Source organism: Streptomyces sp. NBC_01268 (assembly GCF_036240795.1).
Taxonomy (GTDB): Bacteria; Actinomycetota; Actinomycetes; order Streptomycetales; family Streptomycetaceae; genus Streptomyces.
Genome location: NZ_CP108454.1, coordinates 4,174,698 through 4,199,652 on the forward strand (window position 1 = coordinate 4,174,698; position 24,955 = coordinate 4,199,652).

Annotated in this window: 22 protein-coding genes; 7 read left to right on the forward strand and 15 right to left on the reverse strand. The window is 72.1% G+C overall.

Annotation, left to right across the window (positions count from 1 at the left end):
• Both OG309_RS18535 and OG309_RS18540 read right to left on the reverse strand, forming a co-directional pair.
• Positions 1-1,779, reverse strand: coding sequence for an SDR family oxidoreductase (locus OG309_RS18535; protein ID WP_329422316.1), 1,779 nt, complete (start codon positions 1,777-1,779; stop codon positions 1-3).
• On the reverse strand, positions 1,776-2,636 hold the full coding sequence (locus OG309_RS18540) for a M24 family metallopeptidase (protein WP_329422318.1): 861 nt from the start codon (positions 2,634-2,636) through the stop codon (positions 1,776-1,778). The genes OG309_RS18535 and OG309_RS18540 overlap by 4 nt, the downstream gene beginning before the upstream one ends.
• A 239-nt stretch (positions 2,637-2,875) precedes the next feature.
• Between OG309_RS18540 and OG309_RS18545 the strand changes: the two genes are divergently transcribed.
• From OG309_RS18545 to OG309_RS18560, 4 genes are read left to right on the forward strand one after another with little or no spacing between them, the layout of a single operon-like run.
• Positions 2,876-3,832, forward strand: coding sequence for an ABC transporter ATP-binding protein (locus tag OG309_RS18545; protein WP_329428418.1), 957 nt, complete (start codon positions 2,876-2,878; stop codon positions 3,830-3,832).
• Entirely contained in the window at positions 3,829-4,725 is an 897-nt protein-coding gene (locus OG309_RS18550) for an ABC transporter permease (protein ID WP_329422320.1), read from the forward strand. Before OG309_RS18545 ends, OG309_RS18550 begins: the two co-directional genes overlap by 4 nt.
• Positions 4,722-5,636 carry an ABC transporter ATP-binding protein gene (locus OG309_RS18555; protein ID WP_329422321.1) on the forward strand — a complete coding sequence of 305 codons (915 nt, stop codon included), beginning with the start codon at positions 4,722-4,724 and terminating at the stop codon, positions 5,634-5,636. Before OG309_RS18550 ends, OG309_RS18555 begins: the two co-directional genes overlap by 4 nt.
• A gap of 14 nt (positions 5,637-5,650) precedes the next feature.
• Complete coding sequence (locus OG309_RS18560) at positions 5,651-6,370, forward strand: ABC transporter permease (protein WP_329422323.1); 720 nt, start codon at positions 5,651-5,653, stop codon at positions 6,368-6,370.
• A gap of 79 nt (positions 6,371-6,449) precedes the next feature.
• Here the strand turns inward: OG309_RS18560 and OG309_RS18565 are convergent, their stop codons facing one another.
• Complete coding sequence (locus tag OG309_RS18565; RefSeq protein WP_443067580.1) at positions 6,450-7,796, reverse strand: CynX/NimT family MFS transporter; 1,347 nt, start codon at positions 7,794-7,796, stop codon at positions 6,450-6,452.
• Positions 7,793-8,473 carry a FadR/GntR family transcriptional regulator gene (locus OG309_RS18570; protein WP_329422325.1) on the reverse strand — a complete coding sequence of 227 codons (681 nt, stop codon included), beginning with the start codon at positions 8,471-8,473 and terminating at the stop codon, positions 7,793-7,795. The genes OG309_RS18565 and OG309_RS18570 overlap by 4 nt, the downstream gene beginning before the upstream one ends.
• Before the next feature lie 165 nt (positions 8,474-8,638).
• Between OG309_RS18570 and lpdA the strand changes: the two genes are divergently transcribed.
• Positions 8,639-10,042: a dihydrolipoyl dehydrogenase gene (gene lpdA, locus OG309_RS18575; protein WP_329422326.1), complete on the forward strand. Its 1,404-nt coding sequence runs from the start codon at positions 8,639-8,641 to the stop codon at positions 10,040-10,042.
• 46 nt (positions 10,043-10,088) lie between these two features.
• On the forward strand, positions 10,089-10,757 hold the full coding sequence (locus OG309_RS18580; protein ID WP_329422328.1) for a rhomboid-like protein: 669 nt from the start codon (positions 10,089-10,091) through the stop codon (positions 10,755-10,757).
• A 157-nt stretch (positions 10,758-10,914) separates the two neighbouring features.
• Here the strand turns inward: OG309_RS18580 and OG309_RS18585 are convergent, their stop codons facing one another.
• The 9 genes from OG309_RS18585 to OG309_RS18625 all read right to left on the reverse strand — a co-directional run bounded on the left by OG309_RS18585 (position 10,915) and on the right by OG309_RS18625 (position 20,662).
• The gene (locus tag OG309_RS18585; RefSeq protein WP_329422330.1) at positions 10,915-11,721 is read right to left on the reverse strand and encodes an HAD family hydrolase; all 807 of its coding nucleotides are present in this window, start codon (positions 11,719-11,721) and stop codon (positions 10,915-10,917) included.
• A complete protein-coding gene (gene serS, locus OG309_RS18590; protein ID WP_329422332.1) occupies positions 11,718-13,007 on the reverse strand; it encodes a serine--tRNA ligase in 1,290 nt (429 codons plus the stop codon). The genes OG309_RS18585 and serS overlap by 4 nt, the downstream gene beginning before the upstream one ends.
• A gap of 387 nt (positions 13,008-13,394) precedes the next feature.
• Entirely contained in the window at positions 13,395-14,330 is a 936-nt protein-coding gene (gene pheA, locus OG309_RS18595; protein ID WP_329422333.1) for a prephenate dehydratase, read from the reverse strand.
• A gap of 38 nt (positions 14,331-14,368) precedes the next feature.
• Entirely contained in the window at positions 14,369-15,694 is a 1,326-nt protein-coding gene (gene efeB, locus OG309_RS18600) for an iron uptake transporter deferrochelatase/peroxidase subunit (RefSeq protein WP_329422334.1), read from the reverse strand.
• 5 nt (positions 15,695-15,699) lie between these two features.
• Positions 15,700-17,709, reverse strand: a complete 2,010-nt coding sequence (locus OG309_RS18605; protein WP_329422336.1) for a copper resistance CopC/CopD family protein — start codon at positions 17,707-17,709, stop codon at positions 15,700-15,702.
• Between the two features lie 24 nt (positions 17,710-17,733).
• The gene (locus tag OG309_RS18610; protein ID WP_329422338.1) at positions 17,734-18,189 is read right to left on the reverse strand and encodes a copper chaperone PCu(A)C; all 456 of its coding nucleotides are present in this window, start codon (positions 18,187-18,189) and stop codon (positions 17,734-17,736) included.
• Entirely contained in the window at positions 18,186-18,926 is a 741-nt protein-coding gene (locus OG309_RS18615) for an SCO family protein (RefSeq protein WP_329422339.1), read from the reverse strand. Before OG309_RS18615 ends, OG309_RS18610 begins: the two co-directional genes overlap by 4 nt.
• Positions 18,927-18,956: 30 nt before the next feature.
• On the reverse strand, positions 18,957-19,703 hold the full coding sequence (locus OG309_RS18620) for a YcnI family copper-binding membrane protein (RefSeq protein WP_329422341.1): 747 nt from the start codon (positions 19,701-19,703) through the stop codon (positions 18,957-18,959).
• Between the two features lie 161 nt (positions 19,704-19,864).
• Positions 19,865-20,662, reverse strand: a complete 798-nt coding sequence (locus OG309_RS18625) for a hypothetical protein (RefSeq protein WP_329422342.1) — start codon at positions 20,660-20,662, stop codon at positions 19,865-19,867.
• A 219-nt stretch (positions 20,663-20,881) separates the two neighbouring features.
• Here OG309_RS18625 and OG309_RS18630 point away from each other — a divergent pair, with 219 nt between their 5' ends.
• Entirely contained in the window at positions 20,882-21,325 is a 444-nt protein-coding gene (locus tag OG309_RS18630) for an ATP-binding protein (protein ID WP_329422343.1), read from the forward strand.
• 157 nt (positions 21,326-21,482) lie between these two features.
• On the opposite strand, the gene OG309_RS18635 is transcribed toward OG309_RS18630, so the two are convergent.
• Positions 21,483-22,952, reverse strand: coding sequence for an aminopeptidase P family protein (locus OG309_RS18635; protein ID WP_329422344.1), 1,470 nt, complete (start codon positions 22,950-22,952; stop codon positions 21,483-21,485).
• A gap of 153 nt (positions 22,953-23,105) precedes the next feature.
• Positions 23,106-24,500: a PP2C family protein-serine/threonine phosphatase gene (locus tag OG309_RS18640; RefSeq protein WP_329422346.1), complete on the reverse strand. Its 1,395-nt coding sequence runs from the start codon at positions 24,498-24,500 to the stop codon at positions 23,106-23,108.
• Between the last annotated feature and the right edge of the window lie 455 nt (positions 24,501-24,955).

Genomic DNA, 24,955 nt, shown 5'->3' on the forward strand with positions numbered 1-24,955 from the left:
CTACGCCGGCGGCTGCCAGCGGGCCAGCGCCCGCAGCAGTCCCGGGGCGAACCGCGAGGCCAGATGCGCGCCCCGGGCCTCCGGCGTCACCGGGACGACGGCCTCGTCGCGCAGGACCGCGCGCAGGATCGCGTCCGCGACCTTCTCCGGCGGGTAGTTGCGCAGCCCGTAGAGCCGCGAGGCCTTCTTCTGGCGCCGCTTCTCCTCCACCTCGTCCGTGACGCCGGCGAACCGGGTCGTGGACGTGATGGCGGTGTTGACGATGCCGGGGCAGATCGCCGAGACCCCGATGCCCTGGTCCGCGAGCTCGGCCCGCAGGCACTCGCTCAGCATCAGCACCGCCGCCTTCGACGTGCTGTACGCGGGCAGGGCGCGGGAGGGCTGGAAGGCCGCCGCGGAGGCCGTGTTGACGATGTGGCCGCCCTGGCCGCGCTCGGCCATCTGCGCGCCGAACACCCGGCAGCCGTGGATGACGCCCCACAGGTTGACGTCGAGGACCCGCTTCCACTCCTCGCTCGTCGTCTCGAAGAACGAGCCGGTCAGGCCTATGCCCGCGTTGTTGACCAGCACGTCGACCACGCCGTACTCGCTCGCCACCTTCGCGGCCAGCTTCTCCATCGCCGCCTCGTCGGAGACGTCGGCGGTCTCGCCCCAGGCGGCGGGCGCGCCGATCAGCCGGGCCATCTCGGCCGTACGGGCCGCGCCCTCGGCGTCCCGGTCCACCGCCACGACCCGGGCGCCGGCCTCCGCGAACGCGAAGGCGGTGGCCCGGCCGATGCCACTGGCCGCGCCGGTCACCAGGACCAGCTGGCCGCCGAAGCGCTCCGCGTACTCCGGCCGCACCCCGCTCCTGGCCGCCGTCTTCGGCGCCTTGGTCGCCGGGTCCTCGTTGGCCTCGACGAACTCGGTGATCCAGGAGGCCAGTTGGTCGGGGCGGGTGCGCGGGACCCAGTGCTTGGCCGGCAGGGTGCGCCGGGTCAGGTCCGGCACCCAGTCGGCCAGGTCGTCGTAGAGCCGCTCGGAGAGGAAGGCGTCCCCGGTCGGGGTGATCAGCTGCACCGGCGTGTGCGCGTAGGCGTCGGCGCGCGGCCGGGAGAGCCGGGCCCGCACGTTGTCCCGGTAGAGCCAGGCGCCGTGGGCGGCGTCGCTCGGCAGCGACGGCGTCGGGTAGTCGCCGGCCGGGATCCGCTCCAGCCGCTCCAGAAGGCGCGGCCAGCGCTTGCCGAGCGGCCCGCGCCAGGCGAGCTCCGGCAGGACCGGGGTGTGCAGCATGTACACGTACCAGGACTTGGCGCCCTGGCCGAGGAGCTGGCCGACCCGGCGCGGGGTGGGCCGGGTCATCCTGCTCTTGATCCAGTGCCCGAAGTGGTCGAGGGACGGGCCGGACATCGAGGTGAAGGAGGCGATCCGGCCCTCGGTGCGCGGGACCGTCGCGAACTCCCAGGACTGCACCGAGCCCCAGTCGTGGCCCACCAGGTGGACCGGGCGGTCCGGGCTGACGGCGTCGGCCACGGCCAGGAAGTCGTCCGTCAGCTTCTCCAGCGTGAACCCGCCGCGCAGCGGGGTCGGCGCCGTCGACCGGCCGTGGCCCCGGACGTCGTACAGCACCACGTGGAAGCGCTCCGCGAGGCGGCCCGCGACCTCCGACCAGACCTCCTTGGAGTCCGGATAGCCGTGCACCAGCAGCACGGTCGGCCGGGTCTCGTCGCCCAGCTCGGCCACGCACAGCTCGATCCCGCCCGTGCGGACCCAGCGCTCCCGCGCCCCGTCGGTCGTCACGCCGCCACCTCTTCCTCGTTCCAGCGCCGCACGTGCGGCAGGTCGTCGTCCAGCCAGAACGCGCTCTGCTCGGGGTCCCGGGAGTCGGTGACGACCAGGATCTCCTCGAACTTCGCGCCCGTACCCCGGAATCCGAGGTGCGGCTCGACCGCCCACAGGCCCGGCCTGGGCGGGTGGTCGGAGAACCTGTACGGCGACCACAGCGGCGACCAGCCGTCGCGGTGGCCGTGCAGGGCGTCGCTCGCCAGGCCCTTGAGGGACTGGGTGCCGAAGCCGAACAGCGTCGGCGACCAGCGGCGCTCCCTCACCCGGTCGACCTTGTGGGCGATGACGCCGAAGGGGTAGGCCCGGTGCCGGTTGGCGTACCCCTGGCGGACCATCAGGCGGTCCACGTCCTCGTAGATCTCCCGCAGCGTGCGGCGCTCGCGCACCTCGCGCAGGATCAGCTCGCGGTGCTCCCTGAGGTCGGCGAGCAGCTTGTCCTGGACGGGGTTGAGGCCCAGGGAGCCGGAGTAGCCGATGTCCGCCGTGTAGCCCTTGTAGACCGGGGCCATGTCGAGGATGAACGGCATCCCGGCCTCCAGTCGCCGGTTCGTCGGGAAGAACTGGAGCGGGATCCTGAAGTCGACGAAGGCCGTGCGGTCGCCGAACCAGGCGAACGGCCGGTGGAACCAGTCCTTCACTCCGCGCTCGTACAGCCACTCCCGCTGCATCCGGGCCGCGTCGCGCTCGGTCACGCCCGGCTTGAGCTGGGCCGCGACGGCTTCGGCGCACGCGTACGAGAGGCGCTGCACCTCTCTGAATCCGCGCAGCTCCGCGGTGAGCTCCCGCGTCCCTGCCGTGCCTGCTGAGGTCATGCCACCCGCCCGTCCCGTGTGAGCGCCCGGCGACGCTACGCGTACGTAACTTGACATCGATGAATGTGACAATGCCCGGCGGCTGCGTCAAGGGGTCCGGCACAGCCTGTGGAAAACCGGGGCCGGAACGACTTTGGTCTCGACTCCCCTACGGGCTTGTACGTCTGGAGTCGGAGAGGGATCGAGCCGTTGGGCTGACGACCTGTGTGGCGCAGACCACTACCGTCGTAGGCGTGACTGTGATCGCGACCGAAAGCCTCAGCAAGCGGTTCCCCCGGGTGACCGCTCTCGACCGGCTCTCCCTGGACATCGGGCCCGGTGTGACCGGACTTGTGGGTGCCAACGGAGCCGGCAAGTCGACGATGATCAAGATTCTTCTTGGTCTGTCCCCGGCCACGGAGGGCCGCGCCGAAGTCCTCGGACTCGACGTGGCGACCTCCGGCGCCCAGATCCGTGAGCGCGTCGGCTACATGCCGGAGCACGACTGCCTGCCGCCGGACGTCTCGGCGACGGAGTTCGTCGTCCACATGGCGCGCATGTCCGGCCTGCCGGCGACCGCCGCCCGCGAGCGGACCGCGGACACCCTGCGCCACGTCGGCCTGTACGAGGAGCGCTACCGCCCCATGGGCGGCTACTCGACCGGCATGAAGCAGCGGGTGAAGCTGGCCCAGGCCCTCGTCCACGACCCGAAGCTGGTCCTCCTCGACGAGCCGACCAACGGCCTCGACCCGGTCGGCCGCGACGACATGCTCGGCCTGATCCGGCGCGTGTGGACCGACTTCGGCATCTCGGTCCTGGTCACCTCGCACCTCCTCGGCGAGCTGGAGCGCACCTGCGACCACGTCGTCGTCATCGACGGCGGGCGGCTGCTCCGCTCCAGCTCCACCAGCGACTTCACCCGCACGACCACGACCCTCGCGGTCGAGGTCACCGACTCCGACGCCCACCCCGACGGCACGGAGGCGCTCCGCGCCGCCCTGACCGCCGCCGGAGCGACCCTGCACGGCGGGACGGAGGAGGGCCTCCCGGGCGCCGGTCACATCCTCCTCCTGGAGGCCCCGGGCGAGGAGGTCTACGACCTGGTCCGCGACACCGTCGCCGGCCTCGGCCTCGGCCTGGTCCGCATGGAGCAGCGCCGCCACCACATCGCCGAGGTCTTCAAGCCGCAGCAGCAGGAGGAGGTGCCGACGCGATGAGCTCCCAGGCCCCCGAGAACACCCAGATCCACAACATCGGCTACCGCGGATACGACGGAGCCCGCCTCGGCCGCCCCGCCGCGCGCCGGGCGCTGTTCTCCCAGTCGCTGCGCGGCGCGTACGGACTGGGCCGCAGCGCCAAGTCCAAGGTGCTGCCGATGCTGCTCTTCGCCGTGATGTGCGTGCCGGCGCTGATCATCGTCGCCGTCGCGGTCTTCACCAAGTCGTCGAAGCTGGCGATCGAGTACACGCAGTACGCGATCTTCCTCCAGATGGTGATCGCCATCTTCGTGGCCTCCCAGGCCCCCCAGTCGGTCTCCCGCGACCTCAGGTTCCGGACCGTCCCCCTCTACTTCGCCCGCCCGATCGAGCGCGTGGACTACGTGCTCGCCAAGTACGGGGCGATGGCCTCCGCGATGTTCATCCTCACCGCCTCCCCGCTGCTGATCCTCTGGATCGGCTCGCTGCTCGCCAAGATGGACTTCGCCGAGCAGACGAAGATGCTCGGCCAGGGACTCGTCTCCGTGGCGCTGCTCTCGCTGCTCTTCGGCGGCATCGGCCTCGTCATGGCGGCGCTCACCCCGCGGCGCGGCTTCGGTGTCGCCGCCGTCATCGCCACCCTGGTGATCTCCTACGGAGCGGTCTCCACCCTCCAGGGCATCGCCTACGGCACCGACAACGTCGGCGCGGTCAAGTGGATCGGGCTGTTCTCGCCGATCACCCTCATCGGCGGCGTGCAGGACGCCTTCCTCGGGGCGCCCACCGCCGCCCCGGGCGGGGAGGCCGCCGCGCCCGGCACCGCGGTCGGCGCGCTCTACGTGCTGGTCGTCCTCGCGCTGATCGCCGGTTCGTACGGCGTGCTGATGCGCCGCTACCGAAAGGTCGGGCTGTGACCACCCTGAACATCGACCACGCCTCGCGCTGGTTCGGCAACGTCGTGGCCGTCAACGACGTCACCATGACCGTCGGTCCCGGGGTCACGGGCCTGCTCGGCCCCAACGGCGCCGGAAAGTCGACGCTGATCAACATGATGGGCGGCTTCCTGCCCCCCTCCACCGGCACCGTCACCCTCGACGGCGAGGCGATCTGGCGCAACGAGTCGGTCTACCGGAAGGTCGGTGTCGTCCCCGAGCGGGAGGCGATGTACGACTTCCTCACCGGCCGCGAGTTCGTCGTCGCCAACGCGGAGTTGCAGGGCCTCGGCGACGAGGAGGCCCGACGGGCCCTCGCCACGGTCGAGATGGAGTACGCCCAGGACCGCAAGATCTCCACGTACAGCAAGGGCATGCGGCAGCGCGTGAAGATGGCCTCGGCCCTCGTCCACGAGCCGTCCGTGCTGCTGCTCGACGAGCCCTTCAACGGCATGGACCCGCGCCAGCGCATGCAGTTGATGGACCTGCTGCGCCGGATGGGCGCCGAGGGCCGCACGGTCCTGTTCTCCTCGCACATCCTGGAGGAGGTCGAGCAGCTCGCCTCGCACATCGAGGTGATCGTGGCCGGACGGCACGCCGCCTCCGGCGACTTCCGCCGCATCCGCCGCCTCATGACGGACCGGCCGCACCGCTACCTGGTCCGCTCCAGCGACGACCGGGCCCTGGCGGCGGCGCTGATCGCCGATCCGTCGACGGCCGGCATCGAGGTCGACCACACGGCCGAGGGCGGGCTGCGCGTGCAGGCCGTCGACTTCGGGCGGTTCACCGAACTGCTGCCGAAGGTGGCCAAGGAGCGGGGCATCCGGCTGCTCACGGTCTCGCCCTCGGACGAGTCCCTCGAATCCGTCTTCTCGTATCTCGTAGCGGCCTGAAAGGAGCCCGACCGATGTACAACCCCACAGTCGCCCGGCTCACCTACCGGGCCCTGCTCGGCCGCCGACGGGCCCTGATCCTCTTCCTGCTGCCCGCCATGCTGATCGTGATCGCCGCCGCGGTCCGCCTGTTCAACGGCGCCGACGACCAGGTCGCCGCCGACGTCCTCGGCGGATTCGCGCTGGCCACGATGGTGCCGCTGATCGGTGTCATCGCCGGCACCGGCGCCATCGGCCCGGAGATCGACGACGGCTCGATCGTCTACCTGCTGGCCAAGCCGGTGAAGCGGCCGACGATCGTCTTCACCAAGCTGATCGTCGCCATCGCCGTGACCATGGTCTTCTCGGCCGTGCCGACGCTGATCGCCGGATTCATCCTCAACGGCAACGGGCAGCAGGTGGCGGTCGCCTACACGGTGGCGGCCCTGGTGGCCTCCATCGCGTACAGCGCGCTGTTCCTGCTGCTCGGCACGGTCAGCCGCCACGCCGTCGTCATCGGCCTGGTCTACGCCCTGGTCTGGGAGGCCCTGTTCGGCTCCCTCATCGCGGGTGCCCGCACCCTCAGCGTCCAGCAGTGGGCGCTGGCCCTCGCGGAGAAGGTCACCGGCGACGGCCTGGTCACCTCCGAGGTGGCCCTGCCGACCGCGGTGGTGCTCCTGGTCGCCGTGACGGTCGCGGCGACCTGGTTCGCCGGCCGGAAGCTGCGGACCATGACGCTGGCGGGCGAGGAGTAGCCCGCCCCCGGGGCGCACGCCGCCCCGGAGCCGCGGCCCCGCGCCGGAGCCCCGCCCGTCCCCGGAGCCGTACGCGTCGTCAGACCGTACGGCTCCGGGCCGCGAGCAGGCCGACGGCGAGGGCCGCCGCGCAGACGCCCAGCACGGCGAGGATCGGCGTGGTCCAGGAGCCGGTCGCCTGGTGCAGGGCGCCGGCGGCCAGCGGGCCCGCCGCAGCCATCAGATAGCCGACGGTCTGCGCCATGCCGGACAGCCGGGCCGCCGTCACCGCGTCGCCCGAGCGCAGCACGATCAGGGTGAGCGCGAGACCCACCGCACCGCCCTGGCCGACGCCGAGGAGCCCCGACCAGAGCCAGGCGCCCTCCACCGGGGCCACCATCAGCCCGGCGTAGCCCGCCGCGACCAGCGTCGTGACCAGCACGATCAGCGGGCGCTGGCTGCGCATCCGGCCGGCCAGCAGCGGCACGGCGAAGGCGCCCGCCACCTGGATCAGGTTGTTGAAGGCGAAGACCACACCGGCCGTCGAGCGGCTCATCCCGTGGTCCGTGAAGATCGTCGGCATCCAGGCGATCAGGACGTACGACCACAGCGACTGGAGCCCCATGAACAGGGTCACCTGCCAGGCCAGTGCCGAGCGCCAGACGGACCGGACGGGCATGGCGGCGGGGCTCCCGGCCCGCACCTCGTGCCCGGTACGGCCCCGGGCGATCAGCACCTGCGGCAGCCAGGCCAGCGCCGCCACCGCGGCGAGCAGCGACCAGAAGCCGAGCGAGGCCTGCCAGCCGCCGAGCGCCCGCTCCAGCGGCACCGAGGAGGCCGCGACGACCGTGGCGCCCGCGATCATCGCGCCCGTGTAGACGGAGGTCATCGAGGCGGCCCGGTCCGGGAAGTCCCGCTTGATGAGGCCGGGCATCAGGACGTTCAGCAGGGCGATGGCGGTGCCGACGAGGACGCCGCCCGCGTACAGCGCGGCCGACGACGGCAGGACCCGCGTGAGGATGCCGACGCCGAGCAGCAGCAGCGCCGCGAACAGCACCCGTTCCGCGCCGAAGCGGCGCCCGAGCCAGGGCGCGACCAGCGCGCCGAGGCCCAGGAAGAGCACCGGTACCGAGGTCACCAGGGAGGTCGCGGCCGACGACAGGCCGTACGCCTCGGACATCTCGCTCACCAGCGGCGACACGCTCGCCAGCGCGGCCCGCATGTTGACCGAGGCCAGCACGATCCCGACCAGGAGCACCGCCGGCCGGGCGAGCAGTGCCCGCCGGGCCGCCGCGCCCGCCGCGGAGGGCCGGACATCCGCCTCGGCGTCGACGAGGACGTCGGGGAGGGCGTCGGTGAGGGCGGCAGGAAGGCCATCGGGGAGGACGTCAGGAAGGGCGTCAGGGAGGGCGTCGGCGACGGGTGCCCCGGAGGTCTCCCGGCTCACCGCGACTCCTCCGTCAGCGCCGCGACCGTCTCCATCGGGAGCCGCAGCAGTTCGCGCGTCTGCGCCTCCGCCGCGTCCGGGTCCGCCGCCTCGATCGCCGCGACCAGCGCCTCGTGCGCGTCGATGTCGACCGGCGGCATGGCGTGGTCGCCGAGCGCCTCCGTCAGTGACTCGTGCACCTGGGCGGAGAAGAAGCGGTACACCTCGCGGAAGGCCGCGTTGTGCGTGGCCTCGACGACCGCGAGGTGGAAGGCGACGTCGGCGCCGGCATCCCGGTCGCCCCGCTCGCGCAGGCCGGTCAGGGCCGCCCGCAGCCGCAGCAGGTCGTGGGTGTCCCGCCGGACCGCCGCCAGGCGCGCCGCCTCCGCCTCCAGGGCGACCCGGAGCTCCAGGACGTCCAGGGCGCCCGCGTGCCGCACCCCGCGCAGCACGGCGGCGGGGTCGGCGGTGGACCTGACGAAGGTGCCGTTGCCCTGCCGGGACTCCAGGAGCCCGGCGTGGACCAGGACGCGGACGGCCTCGCGCACGGTGTTGCGGCCGACGCCGAGGAGTTCGGCGAGCTCGTGCTCGGTCGGGATGCGGTCGCCGACGGCCCATTCGCCCTCGGCGAGCTGTGTCCGCAGCTGCTCCACCACGGAGTCCACCAGCGAGACCCGTCCCGCCGCCTTCAGCGCCATCACCGCGTCACCACTCCTTGATTCACCCGGTTGCCCAGTCATCCTACAACTGGCTTCCCGCTGCTCCTCCGCCCCTCCGCAGCGGCGGGACTACTGTGGCCCCGTACGGGGGCTCGTAGGACTCGTACGCGGACCGAACACCCTCACCACCCTCGGGAGTCAGTCATGTCAGACCGCTTCGACGTCGTCGTACTCGGAGCTGGCCCCGGCGGCTACGTCGCCGCCATCCGCGCCGCCCAGCTGGGCAAGCGGGTCGCGGTCGTCGAGGAGAAGTACTGGGGCGGTGTCTGCCTGAACGTGGGCTGCATCCCCACCAAGGCGCTGCTGCGCAACGCCGAGCTGGCCCACATCTTCAACCACGAGGCCAAGACCTTCGGCATCAAGGTCGACGGCACGGTGACCTTCGACTACGGCGACGCCTTCGCGCGCAGCCGCACGGTCGCGGACGGCCGGGTCAAGGGCGTCCACTTCCTGATGAAGAAGAACGGCATCACCGAGTTCGACGGCCGGGGCACCTTCCTCGACGCGAACACGCTGCAGGTGAACAAGGCCGACGGCACCGCGCAGACGATCACGTTCGACCACTGCATCATCGCCACCGGCGCCACCCCGCGGCTGCTGCCCGGCACCGCGCTGAGCGACCGCGTCGTCTCCTACGAGCAGCAGATCCTCGCCGAGGACGCCCCGAAGTCGATCATCATCGCCGGCGCCGGCGCGATCGGCATCGAGTTCGCCTACGTGCTGAACAACTACGGCACCAAGGTCACCATCGTCGAGTTCCTCGACCGGATGGCCCCGCTGGAGGACGAGGAGGTGTCGAAGGAGCTCGCCAAGCAGTACCGCAAGCTGGGCATCGACGTCCTGACCTCCACCCGCGTCGAGGCCATCGACGAGTCCGGCCCGCAGGTCCGCGTCACCGTCACCGGCAAGGACGGCGCCCAGAAGGTCCTGGAGGCCGACAAGGTCCTGCAGGCCATCGGCTTCGCCCCGAACGTGTCCGGCTACGGCCTGGAGAACACCGGCGTCGCCCTGACCGAGCGCGGCGCCATCGAGGTCGACGGCCGCTGCCGCACCTCCGCGCCGCACATCTACGCGATCGGCGACGTCACCGCGAAGCTGATGCTCGCGCACACCGCCGAGGCCATGGGCGTCATCGCCGCCGAGACCATCGCGGACGCCGAGACCATGGAGCTCGACTACGCGATGATCCCCCGCGCGACCTACTGCCAGCCGCAGATCGCCAGCTTCGGCTACACCGAGGCGCAGGCCCGCGAGAAGGGCTACGACGTCAAGGTCGCCAAGTTCCCGTTCATGGCGAACGGCAAGGCGCACGGCCTCGGTGACGCGACCGGCTTCGTGAAGATCGTCGCCGACGCCACGTACGGCGAGATCATCGGCGCCCACCTCATCGGCCCCGACGTCACCGAGCTGCTGCCCGAGCTCACCCTGGCGCAGCAGTGGGACCTCACCGTCCACGAGGTCGCCCGCAACGTGCACGCCCACCCGACGCTGGGCGAGGCCGTCAAGGAAGCGATCCACGGCATCGCCGGACACATGATCAATTTCTGAGGTTCCTCACACCCATCACCCAGGTTCGGGTGATAGGCACGGATACGTGCCTCGCGAAACCTCTCCCCATGCCCCGGGTGGCGAACCGTCCCGGCCGATCAGGTCGTGGGTGCGTTCGTCACCCGGTACGCATGTCTGGCTGGCCGTCATCGCGATCACCAGCCTGTTCATCGCGCTCTCCCCGGACGGCCTGGAGCACTATCTGCTGCACCGCAACAGCAGCAATCTCCACGAGCTCTCCCGCCACCCCGTCCAGGCGCTGCTCGGCAGCGCGTTCTGGATCGAGAACCCGGAGAGCCTGCTCCTGTACGCGGTCCTCTTCGAGGTCTTCCACGCGCCCGTCGAGCGCTGGCTCGGCACGGCGAAGTGGCTGGTCGTCGTCGCGACGGCGCACGTCGCCGCCACCCTCATCAGTCAGAAGGTCGTCCTGGAGGCGATCCAGGACCACGACGTGCCGCGCAGCATGGCGCACGTCGTCGACATCGGGGTGAGCTACGGTCTGGCCGCCTCGGTCGGCATCCTCACCTACCGGCTGCCTCGCCCCTGGCGCTGGTTCTACCTGGCGGGGGCGGTGGCCTTCTTCGCGGTGCCGCTGGTCTCGCACCACACGTACACCGATCTGGGGCACGCGATCTCGCTGGTCATCGGGCTCGCGTTCTGGCCGCTGACCCGGCACACGGCGCCGCAGGCGGCGGATCCGGCGCACCGCGGGTGAGCGTCCCGGCGCACCCCCGTTAAACCGGTCGGTAAACCGGTGGTCCCCCGGGGGCGTCCGGCCCACACTGGGGGTACGGAAACGGGGCGGCCGCTTCGAGCGCGCGGAGGCGAACCGCGCGGGCCGCCCCGCTTCTTCCCTGTCTTCCGTCGCGCGCTCAGGCGCTCAGCAGACGCTCCAGGACGAGCGCGATGCCGTCCTCCTCGTTGGACGCGGTCACCTCGTCGGCCACCGCGCGCAGCTCCTCGTGGGCGTTGCCCATCGCGACGCCGCGCGCCGCCCAGCCGAACATCGGGATGTCGTTGGGCATGTCGCCGAAGGCGATCGTCTCCGCGGCCTTCACGCCGAGCCGGCGCGCGGCGAGGGAGAGGCCGGTCGCCTTGCTCAGGCCGAGCGGAAGGACCTCCACGATCCCCGGGCCCGCCATGACGACGTCCACGAGGCCGCCGACCGTCTCGCGCGCGGCCCGGGTCAGCTGGTCGTCGTCGAGCGTCGGGTGCTGGAGGTACAGCTTGGTCAGCGGGGCCGACCACAGCTCCGCCGGGTCCTCGTACGGGACGTACGGCAGCGGGCCCTCCTGGACCCGGTAGCCGGGGCCGATCAGGACCTCGCCCTCCAGGCCGTCGCGGCTCGCGGCGAGGGCCAGCGGGCCCACCTCGGCCTCCAGCTTGGACAGGGCGAGGCCGGCGAGCTGCCGGTCCAGGGTGAGCGAGGTCAGCAGCCGGTGCTCACCGGCGTGGTAGACCTGCGCGCCCTGCCCGCACACCGCGATCCCCTCGTAGCCGAGGTCGTCGAGGATGTGCCGGGTCCAGGGCACCGCCCGGCCGGTGACGACGATGTGCGCGGCGCCCGCCTCCGTGGCGGCGACGAGCGCGTCGCGCGTACGGCCCGAGACGGACTCGTCGGCCCGCAACAGCGTGCCGTCGAGGTCCGTCGCCACCAGGCGGTAGGGGAAGGTGCTCACTTGGAGATCGGCTCCAGGACCTCACGGCCGCCGAGGTAGGGGCGCAGCACCTCGGGCACGCGGACCGAGCCGTCCGGCAGCTGGTGGTTCTCCAGGATCGCCACGATCGTGCGCGGTACGGCGCACAGCGTGCCGTTCAGGGTGGCCAGCGGCTGCACCGTCTTCTTGCCGCCCTGCTCCTCGCGCATGCGGACGGACAGGCGGCGGGCCTGGAATCCGTCGCAGTTGGAGGCGGAGGTCAGCTCGCGGTACTTGCCCTGGGTCGGGATCCAGGCCTCGCAGTCGAACTTGCGGGAGGCGGAGGAGCCCAGGTCGCCGGTGGCGACGTCGATCACCTGGAAGGGCAGCTCCAGGGAGGTCAGCCACTGCTTCTCCCAGTCGAGCAGCCGCTTGTGCTCGGCCTCGGCGTCCTCCGGAGCGACGTACGAGAACATCTCGACCTTGTCGAACTGGTGGACGCGGAAGATGCCGCGGGTGTCCTTGCCGTAGGTGCCGGCCTCGCGGCGGAAGCACGGCGAGAAGCCGGCGTACCGCAGCGGCAGCTTGTCGGCGTCGATGATCTCGTCCATGTGGTACGCGGCGAGCGGGACCTCGGAGGTGCCGACCAGGTAGTAGTCGTCCTTCTCCAGGTGGTACACGTTCTCCGCGGCCTGGCCGAGGAAGCCGGTGCCCTCCATGGCGCGCGGGCGGACCAGCGCGGGGGTGAGCATCGGGATGAAGCCGGCCTCGGTGGCCTGGGCGATCGCCGCGTTGACCAGGGCGAGCTCCAGGAGCGCGCCGACGCCGGTCAGGTAGTAGAAGCGCGAGCCGGAGACCTTCGCGCCGCGCTCGACGTCGATGGCGCCCAGCGCCTCGCCGAGCTCCAGGTGGTCCCTGGGCTCGAAGCCCTCGGCGGCGAAGTCGCGGATGGTGCCGTGCGTCTCGAGGACGACGAAGTCCTCCTCGCCGCCGACGGGCACGTCGGGGTGGACGATGTTGCCGAGCTGGAGGAGGAGCGCGCGGGCCGTCTCGTCGGCCTCGTTCTGCTCGGCCTCGGCGGCCTTGACGTCGGTCTTGAGCTGCTCGGCCTTCTGGAGGAGCGCGGCGCGCTCCTCGGGGGAGGCCTTGGGGATCAGCTTGCCGAGCGCCTTCTGCTCGGATCGGAGCTCGTCGAAGCGGACGCCGGACGACCTGCGCCGCTCATCGGCGGAGAGCAGGGCGTCGACGAGCGCGACGTCCTCTCCACGGGCGCGCTGGGAGGCGCGAACACGGTCGGGGTCCTCACGGAGCAGGCGAAGGTCAATCACCCCACCAGGCTACCGGTGCGCGATCGTGCGGCCCCACTCGATAAGGACTTGCGTGTCGCTTTGCCCGAATTGCTTTGTTTTTCCATGATTTCCCCATTCGGACTCCCCGAGGAGATCTCCGGGCTTCTCCCGGGGTTCTCTCCGAGGTTCTCCACAGGAATGCGGGACTCCGAAGGGTTATCCACAGGCTGTGTGGAAGATCTGTGGACCAAGAGGGCCGACGGCATTTTCCCACTCCTTCGAGTGGGAATACCTCGCCCCAAAGAGTGGGCCCCCGGAGCAGGGGTGACGACGATTTGTCGACCCTGCCGGGGGCGGCCCGGGACCTGGTGAACGCGCTTGTCGACTTGTCCCCAGGTCGAGACACAAGCCTGTGGATAACTCGGGCTACGCCCGGCCGTCCTGGACCCGCGCCAGCCAGTCCGAGGCGTTCGTGAACTCGCCGTCCGAGGTTCCGCGCCGCAGCGGCCGTACGTCCTCGACCGCCACGCCCGCGCGCGGATACGAACCGAGGAAACGCACCTTGGGACAGATCCGCTTCAGCCCCATCAGCGCCTCGCCGACCCGGCGGTCCGAGATATGGCCCTCGGCGTCCACCGCGAAGCAGTAGTTGCCGATGCCCGCGCCCGTGGGACGGGACTGGATCAGCATCAGGTTGACCCCGCGCACGGCGAATTCCTGGAGGAGTTCCAGCAGCGCGCCCGGGTGGTCCTCGCCCAGCCACAGCACGACCGAGGTCTTGTCCGCACCGGTCGGCGCCGCGGGCCGGGCCGGCCGGCCCACCAGCACGAAGCGCGTCTCGGCGTTCTCCGCGTCGTGGATCTCGGTGACCAGGGCCTCCAGGCCGTAGGTGGCGGCCGCGAACTCGCCGGCGAAGGCCGCGTCGAAGCGGCCCTCCTGGACGAGGCGGGCGCCGTCCGCGTTCGACGCGGCCGACTCCCACACCGCCTCCGGCAGATGGGTCCGCAGCCAGTTCCGCACCTGCGGCTGGGCCACCGGGTGCCCCGTGACGGTCTTGATCTCCGACATCCTCGTCCCGGGCCGTACGAGCAGGGCGAAGGCGATCGGCAGGAGAACCTCGCGGTAGATCATCAGCGGCTCGCCCGAGGCCAGCTCGTCCAGGGTCGCGGTCACCCCGCCCTCGACCGAGTTCTCGATCGGCACCAGCGCTGCCGCGGCCTCGCCGTTGCGGACGGCGTCCAGCGCGGCCGGGACCGAGACCATCGGGACGAGCTCCCGCGTCGCGGCCTCGGGCAGCGTACGCAGCGCGGCCTCCGTGAAGGTGCCTTCGGGACCGAGATACGTATACCGGGTGGCTGACATACGGTCACCCTAATGGCAGCGGGTCGGAGGCGACGTGCCTACGACTCCAGCAGCCGCTGGCCCACGTACTCGCCCTCCGCGGCCCCGCCCGGCACCGCGAACAGTCCGCTCGCCTCGTGCCGGACGAACGGGGACAGCGCGTCGCCCCGGTCCAGCTTGCGCTGCACGGGCACGAAGCCCCGCAGCGGGTCCGCCTGCCAGCAGACGAAGAGCAGACCGGCGTCCGGGGTGCCGTCCGCGGCGATCCCGTCGTGGAAGGAGAAGGGCCGGCGCAGCATCGCCGCGCCGCCGTTCTGTTCGGGGGCGGAGATCCGGGAGTGGGCGTTGTCCGGGATGACGGTCCTGCCGTCCGGCCCGATCTTGTCCAGATCCAGCGGGGTGGTCTCGCTCCCGCCGGTCAGCGGCGCCCCGTCCGCCTTCCGGCGGCCGATCACCTTCTCCTGCTTGTCCAGGGACAGCTTCTCCCAGTCGTCCAGCAGCATCCGGATCCGCCGCACGACCGCGTACGAGCCGCCGGCCATCCACTCCTGGAAGCCGCGGGACCCCTGGGATCCCTGGGACACCTGGGGGCTCTGCGGCACGAAGATCCGCCGGTCGAAGTCGGCGTCCGTCTGCTTCGGGTTGTTCGTGCCGTCGACCTGGCCCATCAGGTTCCGGGCGGTCATCGGCCGGGCCGTGGCACCGGCCGAACGGTTGAAGCCGTTCATCTGCCACCGCACCCGTGCCGCGCCGGCCGCGTCCTTCTGCAGCGCGCGCAGCGCGTGGAAGGCGACCAGCGCGTCGTCGGCGCCGATCTGCACCCACAGGTCGCCCTCGGAACGCTTCGGGTCGAGCGCGTCGGAGGAGAAGGCGGGCAGCGGGTCCAGCTGCTCGGGGCGGCGCGCCGTGAGCCCGGTGCGGTCGAAGAAGGTGCGGCCGAAGCCGAAGGTCACGGTCAGCGAGGACGGCCCGGCGTCCAGCGCGATGCCGGTGTCACCGGTCGACGGCTTGCCCGCCATCAGGGCCTTCGCCGTGGCCGACCAGCGGCGCAGCAGCGCGGCGGCCTCCTTGCGGCCCGCGCCCGGGGCGAGGTCGAAGGCGACCAGATGCCCGCGGGCCTGCAGCGGAGTGGTGATCCCCGCCTGATGTTTCCCGTGAAACATCACCTCGGTCGAGCCGACCGAGGCCAGCGCGGGCGAGCCGCCGGAGCCCGCGCCGGAACCGCCCCCGTCCTCCGTCGAGGCGAAGCCGACACCGCCGGCCGCGCCGATCAGCAGACCGGTCGCGCCCGCGGCGCCGACGGTGCCGAGCAGCCGCCGCCGGGAGATGTCGAGGTGGTCGTCGTTCGCGGGGGCGTTCGCAGGGGCTTTCACGGGCTCGTTCACGGGGCTCAGCCGATCTTCACGTTCTTGTCGATGGTGGTCTGGTCGATCTCGGACGTCCGCACGGTGACCTGCATCTGCCACTCGCCCGCCATCGGGAGCTGGACGCCCGAGGCGGTCCAGTGCCCGGTCTGGATCCGGTCCGGCAGCACCGGCAGCGGGCCGATCTGCTTCTCCGTGAGGGTGAAGGACACCTTCACCTCGGGCACGTCCAGGGGGCGCCCGTTGGGCCGCAGTACGAAGATGTGCAGCGCGTTGGCGCCGGTGCGCCCGGGGGAGAGGGTCAGCTGCACGGTGCCCTTGCCGTCCACGCCGCCGGTGTCGAAGGGCATCCGGACGTCGATCGGACGGTTGGGCACGGCGGAGGAGCCGGACGACGCCTTGAGACGGCCCGCCTCCTCTTCCGTACGGGCCGGCTCGGTCGAGGTCAGCACGGTCGTCACCGCGAGGAGCACGACCGCGACGGCCGCCTCGGTCAGCACCGACCGGCGCAGTCCGGCCCGCTCGGGGTCCGCGTCCCGCTCCCGCTTGCGGCGAGCGGTGGCGACGGCGGCGCGCTGCCGCGCGAGCTGCTCGGAACGAGCGGCGCCGACCTCGTCGGCCCCGCCAGGCGCAGCACCTTCGACGTCGCCGGAGTCACCCGCCGCGCCGGAGGCACCCGCCTCTTCGGAGTCACCCACCGCGCCGGAGTCAGCCGTCTCCTCGGAGTCACCCACCGCGCCGGAGTCACCCGTCTCCTCGGAGCCTCCCGCGTCGTCGACGTCCGAGACCTCCGCCGCCTCCCCCAGCCGCTGCACCCACCGCCGCGACACCCAGGCGATGCCCAGGAGGACGGCGACCAGGCCGATCTTCACGAGGAGCAGCTGCCCGTACCGCGTGTCCGTCAGCGCCGACCAGGTGCCGACCTGCCGCCAGGACTGGTAGATCCCGGTGGCGACGAGCACCACGACCGAGCCGAACGCCAGCTTCGAGTACCGCTCGACCGCCGCCCGTCCGACCGAGGGCGCCCGGTACAGCGCGACCAGCAGGGTCGTCAGGCCGCCGAGCCAGCCGGCCACCGCCAGCAGGTGCAGGATGTCGACCGGCATGGCGATGCCCGGCTGGAGCCCGGTCGAGGCGTGCTCGGCGAGCGCCCAGGTGCCGGCGATGCCGGCCGCGACCACGGTGCCGCCGAGCGCGAGGCCGAAGGTGAGGTCCTTGAGTTCCTTCTCGTCGGTGCGCCGGGCGTATGCGCCGAACAGCACGGCCACGAACAGCGCCGCCGCGCCGAGGAGGAGCAGCCGGGAGGAGAGCGCCGCCCCGGTCTTGGTGGCCAGGACGGCCTGCAGCCCGGCCAGGTCGAAGACGTCGGCCAGTCTGCCCGAGCCGGTGTAGGGGTTGCGGAGCAGCAGCATCGCGAGGGTGGCGCCGGTCAGGGTCAGCCAGCCGCGGACCACGAGCCGCTGCACCGGCCGGACGCTCGCCCCGCGCGGCCAGCAGACCAGGACGAAGGCGCCGCCGCCGACGAGGACGACGAAACCGGCGTACGAGAGGTAGCGCGCGATCCCGTACAGCGCGCCGACGATCCCGCCGCCCGCGGTCTGTTCGGGCAGGGCGACGGAGGTGGTGGAGGGGGCCCCGACGGAGAAGGTGAAGGCTCCGGAGACGGGGTGGCTGTCGGCGGAGACCGTCTGCCAGGCCACCGTGTAGGTGCCGTCGGGCAGTCCGGGCAGCAGCTCGACGCCGTAGCGGACGATCGAGCCGCTGCACATGTCACGGATCTCGCCGGTGTCGACCCGCTTCCCCGACGGGTCGAGGACCCGGATCGAGTCGGCGCCCATGGCGACCTGCTCGGAGAAGGTGAGGTCGACGTCCTTGGGAGCGGTGGCGACCACCGCCCCGTCCTGCGGGTCGCTGCCGGTCAGGGCCGCGTGCGCGGACGCGGGGCCCGCGGTGGCGAGCAGCGTGCCCAGGAGCGCGGCCACGACGAGCAGCAGCCGGGTGACGGCGTGCCCGAGGCGCGGGGCGGTGGTGGTCATCGTCCTGTTTCTCCCTCGACCGGCTCAGTGCTGCTTCGGGTTGTGGTTCGGCGCCTCGACGGGGAGCTCGACCTTGAGCGGGCCGGACTTCTCGAAGTGGAGCTCGATGCTCACCTTCTCGCCCTGCTTCGGCTGCTTCTTCAATTCCATGAACATGATGTGGTTGCCCCCGCGTTCCAGCTTGAGCTCACCGTTGGCCGGGATGTCGAAGGCCTTCACCTGCTGCATCTTCTGGTTCTTCGTCTCGTGCATCGTGACGTCGTCCGAGAGACCGCTGGTGACGGAGGTGAGCTTGTCGGCGACGCCGCCGCCGTTGCTGATGGTGAGGAAGCCGCCGGCCATGTCCATCACGGGCTGCGGCATGAACGCGCCGCTCACCTTGAGTTCGGGCTTGTCGTCGCCGGAGGACGAGCAGCCGGTCAGGGCGAGCGCGGCGGCGAGGGCGACGGAGGCGGTCAGGGCGGTGGTGCGGCGGTTCACGGGTTCTCCCCCTTGATGAGCTTCGGCAGGTCCTTGGCGTAGTCGTCGGCGCTGGTGCTCTCGCCGTAGAGGACGTAGCCCTGGTCGGTGGTCGGCGAGAACGCGATCACCTGCGCCCCGTGCATGGAGACGACGGTGCCGTTCTCCTTCTTCGCCGGGTCGATGCCGATGCCCATGGAGCGGGCGCCCGCCTGGATCGTCTTGAAGTCGCCGGTGAGCCCGACGAAGGACGGGTCGCCGGCGGCGGGCAGCCACTTGCCCAGCTCGGCGGCGGTGTCCCGCTCGGGGTCGGTGGTGACGAAGACGACCTGGAGCTTGTCCTGGTCCGCCTTGGGGAGCTGCTTGCGGGCGATGGCGATGTTGCTCATCGTCAGCGGGCAGACGTCGGGGCAGTGGGTGTAGCCGAAGTAGACGAGCGTCGGCTTGCCCTTGGTGGCCGCGCGCAGGTCGTACTTCCGGCCCTTGGTGTCGGTGAGGACGAGGTCGGGCTTGGCGAACGGCCGGTCCAGGACGGTGGCGGCCTGGTCGCTGTCGGTGCCGCCGGAGACCTCGGCGACCGGCCCACTGGTGGTGCCGGGCGTCTTGTCGTCGCCGCCGAGGCCGACGGCGGCCGTGATCCCGAGCGCCGCGACGATCGCCACGGCGGCGGCGATCAGCGGGGCACGGCGGCCGGGGCGGCCGCCGTCCTTCGCGTCGTCGGCACCGGACTTCTGAGCAGCTGTCTTGCTGTCGGACATGGTGATTCTTCCGGGTCGATGGAGCGGCCGTCAGGCCGAGCGGCGGCGTCCGGCCAGGACGCCGAAGGCGATGCCGGCGAGGCCCACGAGGATGCCGACCACGCCGAGCACACGGGCCGCGCTGTCGGTGGACCCGGCGGCCTCCTTCTCCTTGTGCTCGCCGGCCTTCTCGTCGTGGCCTGCCTTGTCGTCGGCGGCGGGGGCGGCGCCACCGTGGTGGTCACCGGTCGCCGCGGACAGCTTCAGCACCGGGGCGGGGCTCTCGGGCTCCGGCGCGCCGTCCTTGGGCTCCTCGATCCAGCGCACGACCTCGTTGTTGTCGTAGGTCTGGATGGCCTTCAGGACGAGCCGGTCGGTGTCCTCGGGCAGCTGGCCGAGGGAGAGCGGGAACTGCTGGAACTGACCGGGGCCGATCTTCGAACCGTCCGCGGTCCAGGTGACCTTGGCGACCGCCTCGTTGATCTTCTTGCCGTGCAGCTCCAGCGGCTTGGCCAGCTTGGCCTTGGTGACCTCGACCTTCCAGCCGGGGACCGGCTGAGGCATCACGGAGGCCAGCGGGTGGTCGGTGGGGAAGGTGACCTCGACCTTGACGGTGGAGGCGTTGTCGCGCTCGTTCGGCACCTTCACGTTGACGGTCGCGTAGCCGCCCTTGGCGGCCTCGCCCTGCGGCTGGACGCCGACGTGCGCGGACGCGGTGCCGGCGAGCAGCAGGACGGACGCGACGGCGGCGCCGCCGGTGAGGACGGCGCGGGAGACGTGGGTACGGGAAACGCTCATGGCAGAAGACACTCCAGCTCGGAGGAGAGGTCGGAAGCGGACGACCGGACACGGCGTCGCGTCACCGCGCGATGCGCGGCGGCGGGCCGGCGGGCGGGCCGTCCGGGAGGTCGTCCGCGAGCGCGGACGACCGCGGATCCGCTCCCCGGGAGCGGTCCGCGTCAGGCTGCGAGGACGCAGGAGGCGGCCGGGGGGCCGCGCCTGATCACGGTGTGCTGGAGTGCCTCGGCCACCGGCGGCGGCGAGGAGGCGAAGGCGGTACGGGCGGGGCCGCGCGGTCCGGTGGCCGGAGCCCCCGGCAGCCCGGCGAGCAGGGCCCGTACGAGGAACAGCGCGGCGCGCAGGGAGCGTACGAGCGCGCACGCGGCGAGCTCGGTGGCGCCCTGCGTGGAGAGCCGGACCAGCCGGCCGAGCGCGAGGTCGCCGCGGCGCAGCAGCCAGCCGGTGGCCAGCGCGGCCAGCAGGTGCCCGAGCAGCATGGGCAGACTCGGCATCAGCTCGGCGGCCCCGGCGGTCGCGCCGCCGGTCATGCCGGTCATGCCGGCCATGTGCCCGTGCCCGGTGGCGGCGGGCGGGGTGAGTCCGGCGTCGCTGACGATGCGGGCCGCGTCGGCGGGGCTCAGGGACGTGCCGCCCTGGCCGCAGACCAGCTTCGCGGCCAGCCGGACGAGGGCCTGGTCGGTCTCCGCCCCCATGGCGAGCCGGCGCTGGCCGAACCCGAACAGGGCGTGCAGCCCGAGCTGTCCGACCGTCAGCGCGCCGACGATGGCGGGCAGCGAGCGCTCGCGTCCGGTGAAGAGCACGGTGACGCCGAAGACGCCGAGGAATCCGGCGGCCACCGACCACAGCGCGATCCCCGCGCAGGAGGCCAGCGCGTGGCCGAGCGCGGACAGCACGACGCAGACCGCGGTGAACACCGCGGCCCTCAGCATGCGTGGTGCGAGCGCGGGGGCAGACATGGCGGGCCCATCATCGCACCAGCCTCACCCCTCCCATACGGCAGGTCCGGAAGGTCACTCTTGGGGGCGTTCGGGGTGACATACACCGGCGCACGGGAGGAGTGCATCCGCCGAACGGGCGCTCTTGACGTGGCTCGGGGCTTATGGACCACGCGGGACGGCAATACGTATCGGTATGTCGTGCCGCAGCATGTCGAGCCGCAGCCAGGAGGCTGGAGCATGAGCATCTGGTGGTCCCTGCATCTGCGGCGCGAGGCTGCGAGCGTGCCGCTCGCCCGGCGGCTGCTGCTCGGCACGATGGAGACCGCGGGCGTCGACCCGGACGTGTCCTACGAGCTGTCGGTGGCCCTGACCGAGGCGTGCGCGAACGCCGTCGAGCACGGCGGGACGGCGGGCCGGGGCGGGGGCTCGCAGGCGTACCGGGTCACCGCGTACCTGGACGGCGAGACCTGCCGCATCGAGGTGGCCGACTCGGGCCCCGGTTTCGCCGCGGCCCCCGAGCGGCGCCCGGCCGCGCCCGACGCGGAGAACGGGCGCGGGCTGCGGCTGATCGAGGAGCTCGCCGACCACGTGCACTTCGGGCGGACCGGCCGGGGCGGCGCCCTGGTCAGCTTCGACAAGATCATCAAATGGCGGCCGGACGCCCCGCTGGCGCTGACCTGAGCCGCGCGCGGATCCGGGGCCGGACACGGATCCGGACCGGGATACGGCGCCGGACCGGGCCACGGCGCCGGACCGGGCCACGGCGCCGGACCGGGATACGGAAAGGGCCCCGCCGACACGAATCGGCGGGGCCCTTCCGGCACGAGCGGGGGACGGATCAGCCCTTCAGGCCGGCCATCCACGCCTCGACCTCGTCGGACCGGCGCGGCAGCGCCGCCGAGAGGTTCCGGTTGCCGTCCTCGGTGACGAGGATGTCGTCCTCGATCCGGACGCCGATGCCCCGGTACTCCTCGGGCACGGTCAGGTCGTCGGCCTGGAAGTAGAGCCCCGGCTCGACGGTCAGGCACATGCCCGGCTCCAGCGTGCAGTCGACGTACGCCTCGGTGCGCGCGGCGGCGCAGTCGTGGACGTCCATGCCGAGCATGTGGCCGGTGCCGTGCAGGGTCCAGCGGCGCTGGAGGCCCAGCTCCAGGACGCGCTCGGCCGGGCCCTCGACGAGGCCCCACTCGACCAGCTTCTCGGCGAGCACGCGCTGGGCGGCGTCGTGGAAGTCGCGGTAGGCGGCGCCGGGCTTCACCGCGGCGATGCCGGCCTCCTGGGCCTCGTACACCGCGTCGTAGATCTTGCGCTGGATCTCCGTGTACCGGCCGTTGACCGGCAGGGTGCGGGTGATGTCGGCGGTGTAGAGCTCGGTGGTCTCCACGCCGGCGTCGAGCAGCAGCAGGTCGCCGGAGCGGACCGGGCCGTCGTTGCGGACCCAGTGCAGGGTGCAGGCGTGCGGGCCGGAGGCGCAGATGGAGCCGTAGCCGACGTCGTTGCCCTCGACCCGGGCACGCAGGAAGAACGTGCCCTCGATGTAGCGCTCGCTGGTCGCCTCGGCCTTGTCGAGGACCTTGACGACGTCCTCGAAGCCGCGGGCGGTGGAGTCGCAGGCCTTCTGCAGCTCGGAGACCTCGAAGGCGTCCTTCACGAGGCGGGCCTCGGAGAGGAAGACGCGCAGCTCCTCGTCGCGCTCGGCGGTGACCTTGTCGGTCAGGGCCGCCTCGATGCCGGCGTCGTGGCCGCGCACGGCGCGGACCGGGCCGGTGGCCTGCTTGAGCGCCTCGGCCAGCTCGCGGACGTCCTTCGCCGGGATCCCGAGCAGCTGCTCGGCCTCGGTGAGGGAGTGGCGGCGGCCGACCCAGAGCTCGCCCATGCCGTCCAGCCAGAACTCGCCGTTCTCGCGGTCGGAGCGGGGCAGCAGGTAGATCGTGGCGCGGTGGCCGTCCTCGGACGGCTCCAGGACCAGGACGCCGTCGTGGGTCTGGTCGCCGGTGAGGTACGCGTACTCGGTGGAGGCGCGGAAGGAGTACTCGGTGTCGTTGGACCGGGTCTTCAGGTTGCCGGCCGGGATCACCAGGCGCTCGCCCGGGAAGCGGGCGGACAGCGCGGCGCGCCGGTCGGCGGTGTGCGCGGCCTGGGCGATCGGCGCCAGGTCGTGCAGCTCGGTGTCGGCCCAGCCGGACCGCATGTTCTCGGCGAGCTCGTCGGAGACGCCCGGGTACAGGCCGTTCTTCCGCTGCTTGATCGCCTGCTCTTCGGACTCTTCCGGGGTCTCCGGGTTGTCCGGCGTGAGCTCATCGGCCACGGGTCTGCCTCCTCTGGTACGACACTGAACCATTCCCATCGTACGGTCGTGCGGAAGGGGGCCCAGAGCCGGAAGACCCATTACCGACGGGTCAGGACGGTGGCGGTTCTCACTCCGGTCGCGCTCCGGTCGGTGCCGGATGCCGGTCGGCGCTCACTCGAATCGCGCGGCGAGCAGCACGACGTCCTCGCCTTCGGCGTCCGGACCGTCCAGTCCCTCGGGCAGTACGGTCCGCAGGACGTGGTCGGCGACGGCGCCCGGATCGGCCCGGTCCGCCTTGGGTACGCCCGCGGCGGCGGCGTGCAGCCGGGCGAAGGCCCGGTCCATCGGGTCGCCGGTCCGCCGGAGCAGTCCGTCCGTGTACAGCAGCACCGTTTCTCCGGGCTGCGGGGAGAGCTCCACGCTCGGCGCCTCCCAGCAGGCCAGCATGCCCAGCGGGGCGGAGAGCGAGGTCTCGACGTACTCGGTGCGCTGCTCGCCGATGATCAGCGGCGGGGTGTGGCCGGCCCCGGCGAGCACGATCCTGCGGGCCTGCGGCTCGCAGAAGGCGAAGAGCGCGGTCGCCGCGCGCGCGGGCTCGGTCAGCCGGAGCAGCAGCTCCAGGTCGGAGAGGACGGCGACCGGGTCCTCGCCCTCCATCACGGCGTACGCGCGCAGCGAGGCGCGCAGGCGTCCCATCGCGGCCAGGGCGCTCGGCCCGCTGCCCGTGACGGAGCCGACGGCCAGGCCGAGGGCGCCCTCGGGCAGCGGCAGCGCGTCGTACCAGTCGCCGCCGCCGCGGGGGCCGGTGCGGTGCCGGGCGGCGAGCTGGACGCCGGGGATCCGGGGGAGGCGGCTGGGCAGCAGCTCCTCGGCGACGGTGGCGACCTGGGCGCGGGCGCGCTCGACCTCCAGGAGGCGGGCGAGGTGCTCGGTGGCGAACCTTCCGTAGAGCTGGACGAGGTGCCGCTGGCGCTCGGCGGGCTCGGCGGGCTCGTCGTACAGCCAGACGACGGCGCCGAGCCGGCCGGCCTGCTCGGTGGCGAGCGGCAGCGCGTAGCTGGCGGCGTAGCCGAGGCGGGCGGCGACCTCGCGGTGGCGCGGGTGGAGGTCCTCCTTCCCGCGCAGGTCGGGGATGCCGACCGGGCCGGGCAGCGTGCCGTCCGGCAGCGGATCGAGCCCGTCGAGGATGCGCCCGTACGAGGTGACGCTGCGCGGCACGGTCTCGATGCTGCCGAGGTCGGCGTGGGCGAGGCCGAGGCCGACGGTGGAGGCGGGGCCGAGGCCGTCGGCGGGTTCGAGCACGGCCATGCCGCGACGGGCCCCGACGAGGGCGGCTCCGGCGCGCAGCAGCTCGCGCAGGGCGTCGTCGAGCGAGCCGGTCCTGATCAGGGACTCGGTGAGTTCATGGAGGAGGGTGAGGTCCGAGACCCAGCCGGCGAGGCGGTCCTGGAGGAGGGCGTCGGCCGGGACCGGCGGGGGCGCCGCGGGGCGGGAGGGAACGGCCGCCGTGTGCGGGGGAACCGCAGTGTGCGGCGGAAGGGAAACAGCGGAATCGATTCCGGCCACTTTCGGCGCACGCGGCGTACTCATGGCACGCGGCTTTCAGACCTGCGCGTTTCATGCAATAGCATCGCAAACCCCCAAGTCATTCTGCGCCACTACCCATCGATCCACATCTACACGCACATGTAGATCGATGTCCAGCATCGTCACCATGGGACTTGTGGTGTCCGTGAGATGTGGCGAGGGGGTTGAAGACTAGGGGAAGTTGGCTGAAAATTGCCCCCAGTGTGCACCATTTGCGGTCGACTGGCGTCGTTTGAAAGCGCGTCATTCTGAGCGTGACGGGTACGTAATCGGTGACGGGCAGGGGCAGTTGGACACGCCCCTGAATACGGACGCGGAACCCGGGCGTCCTCATCACCGCAGGCCGCACCCTCCAACCGAGTGGCGGGGAACCTCTTCCGCCAGGACCGGCCGGCAGCGACTGCCGAGCCTGGATGCAGCTCGTACGCGCTGAA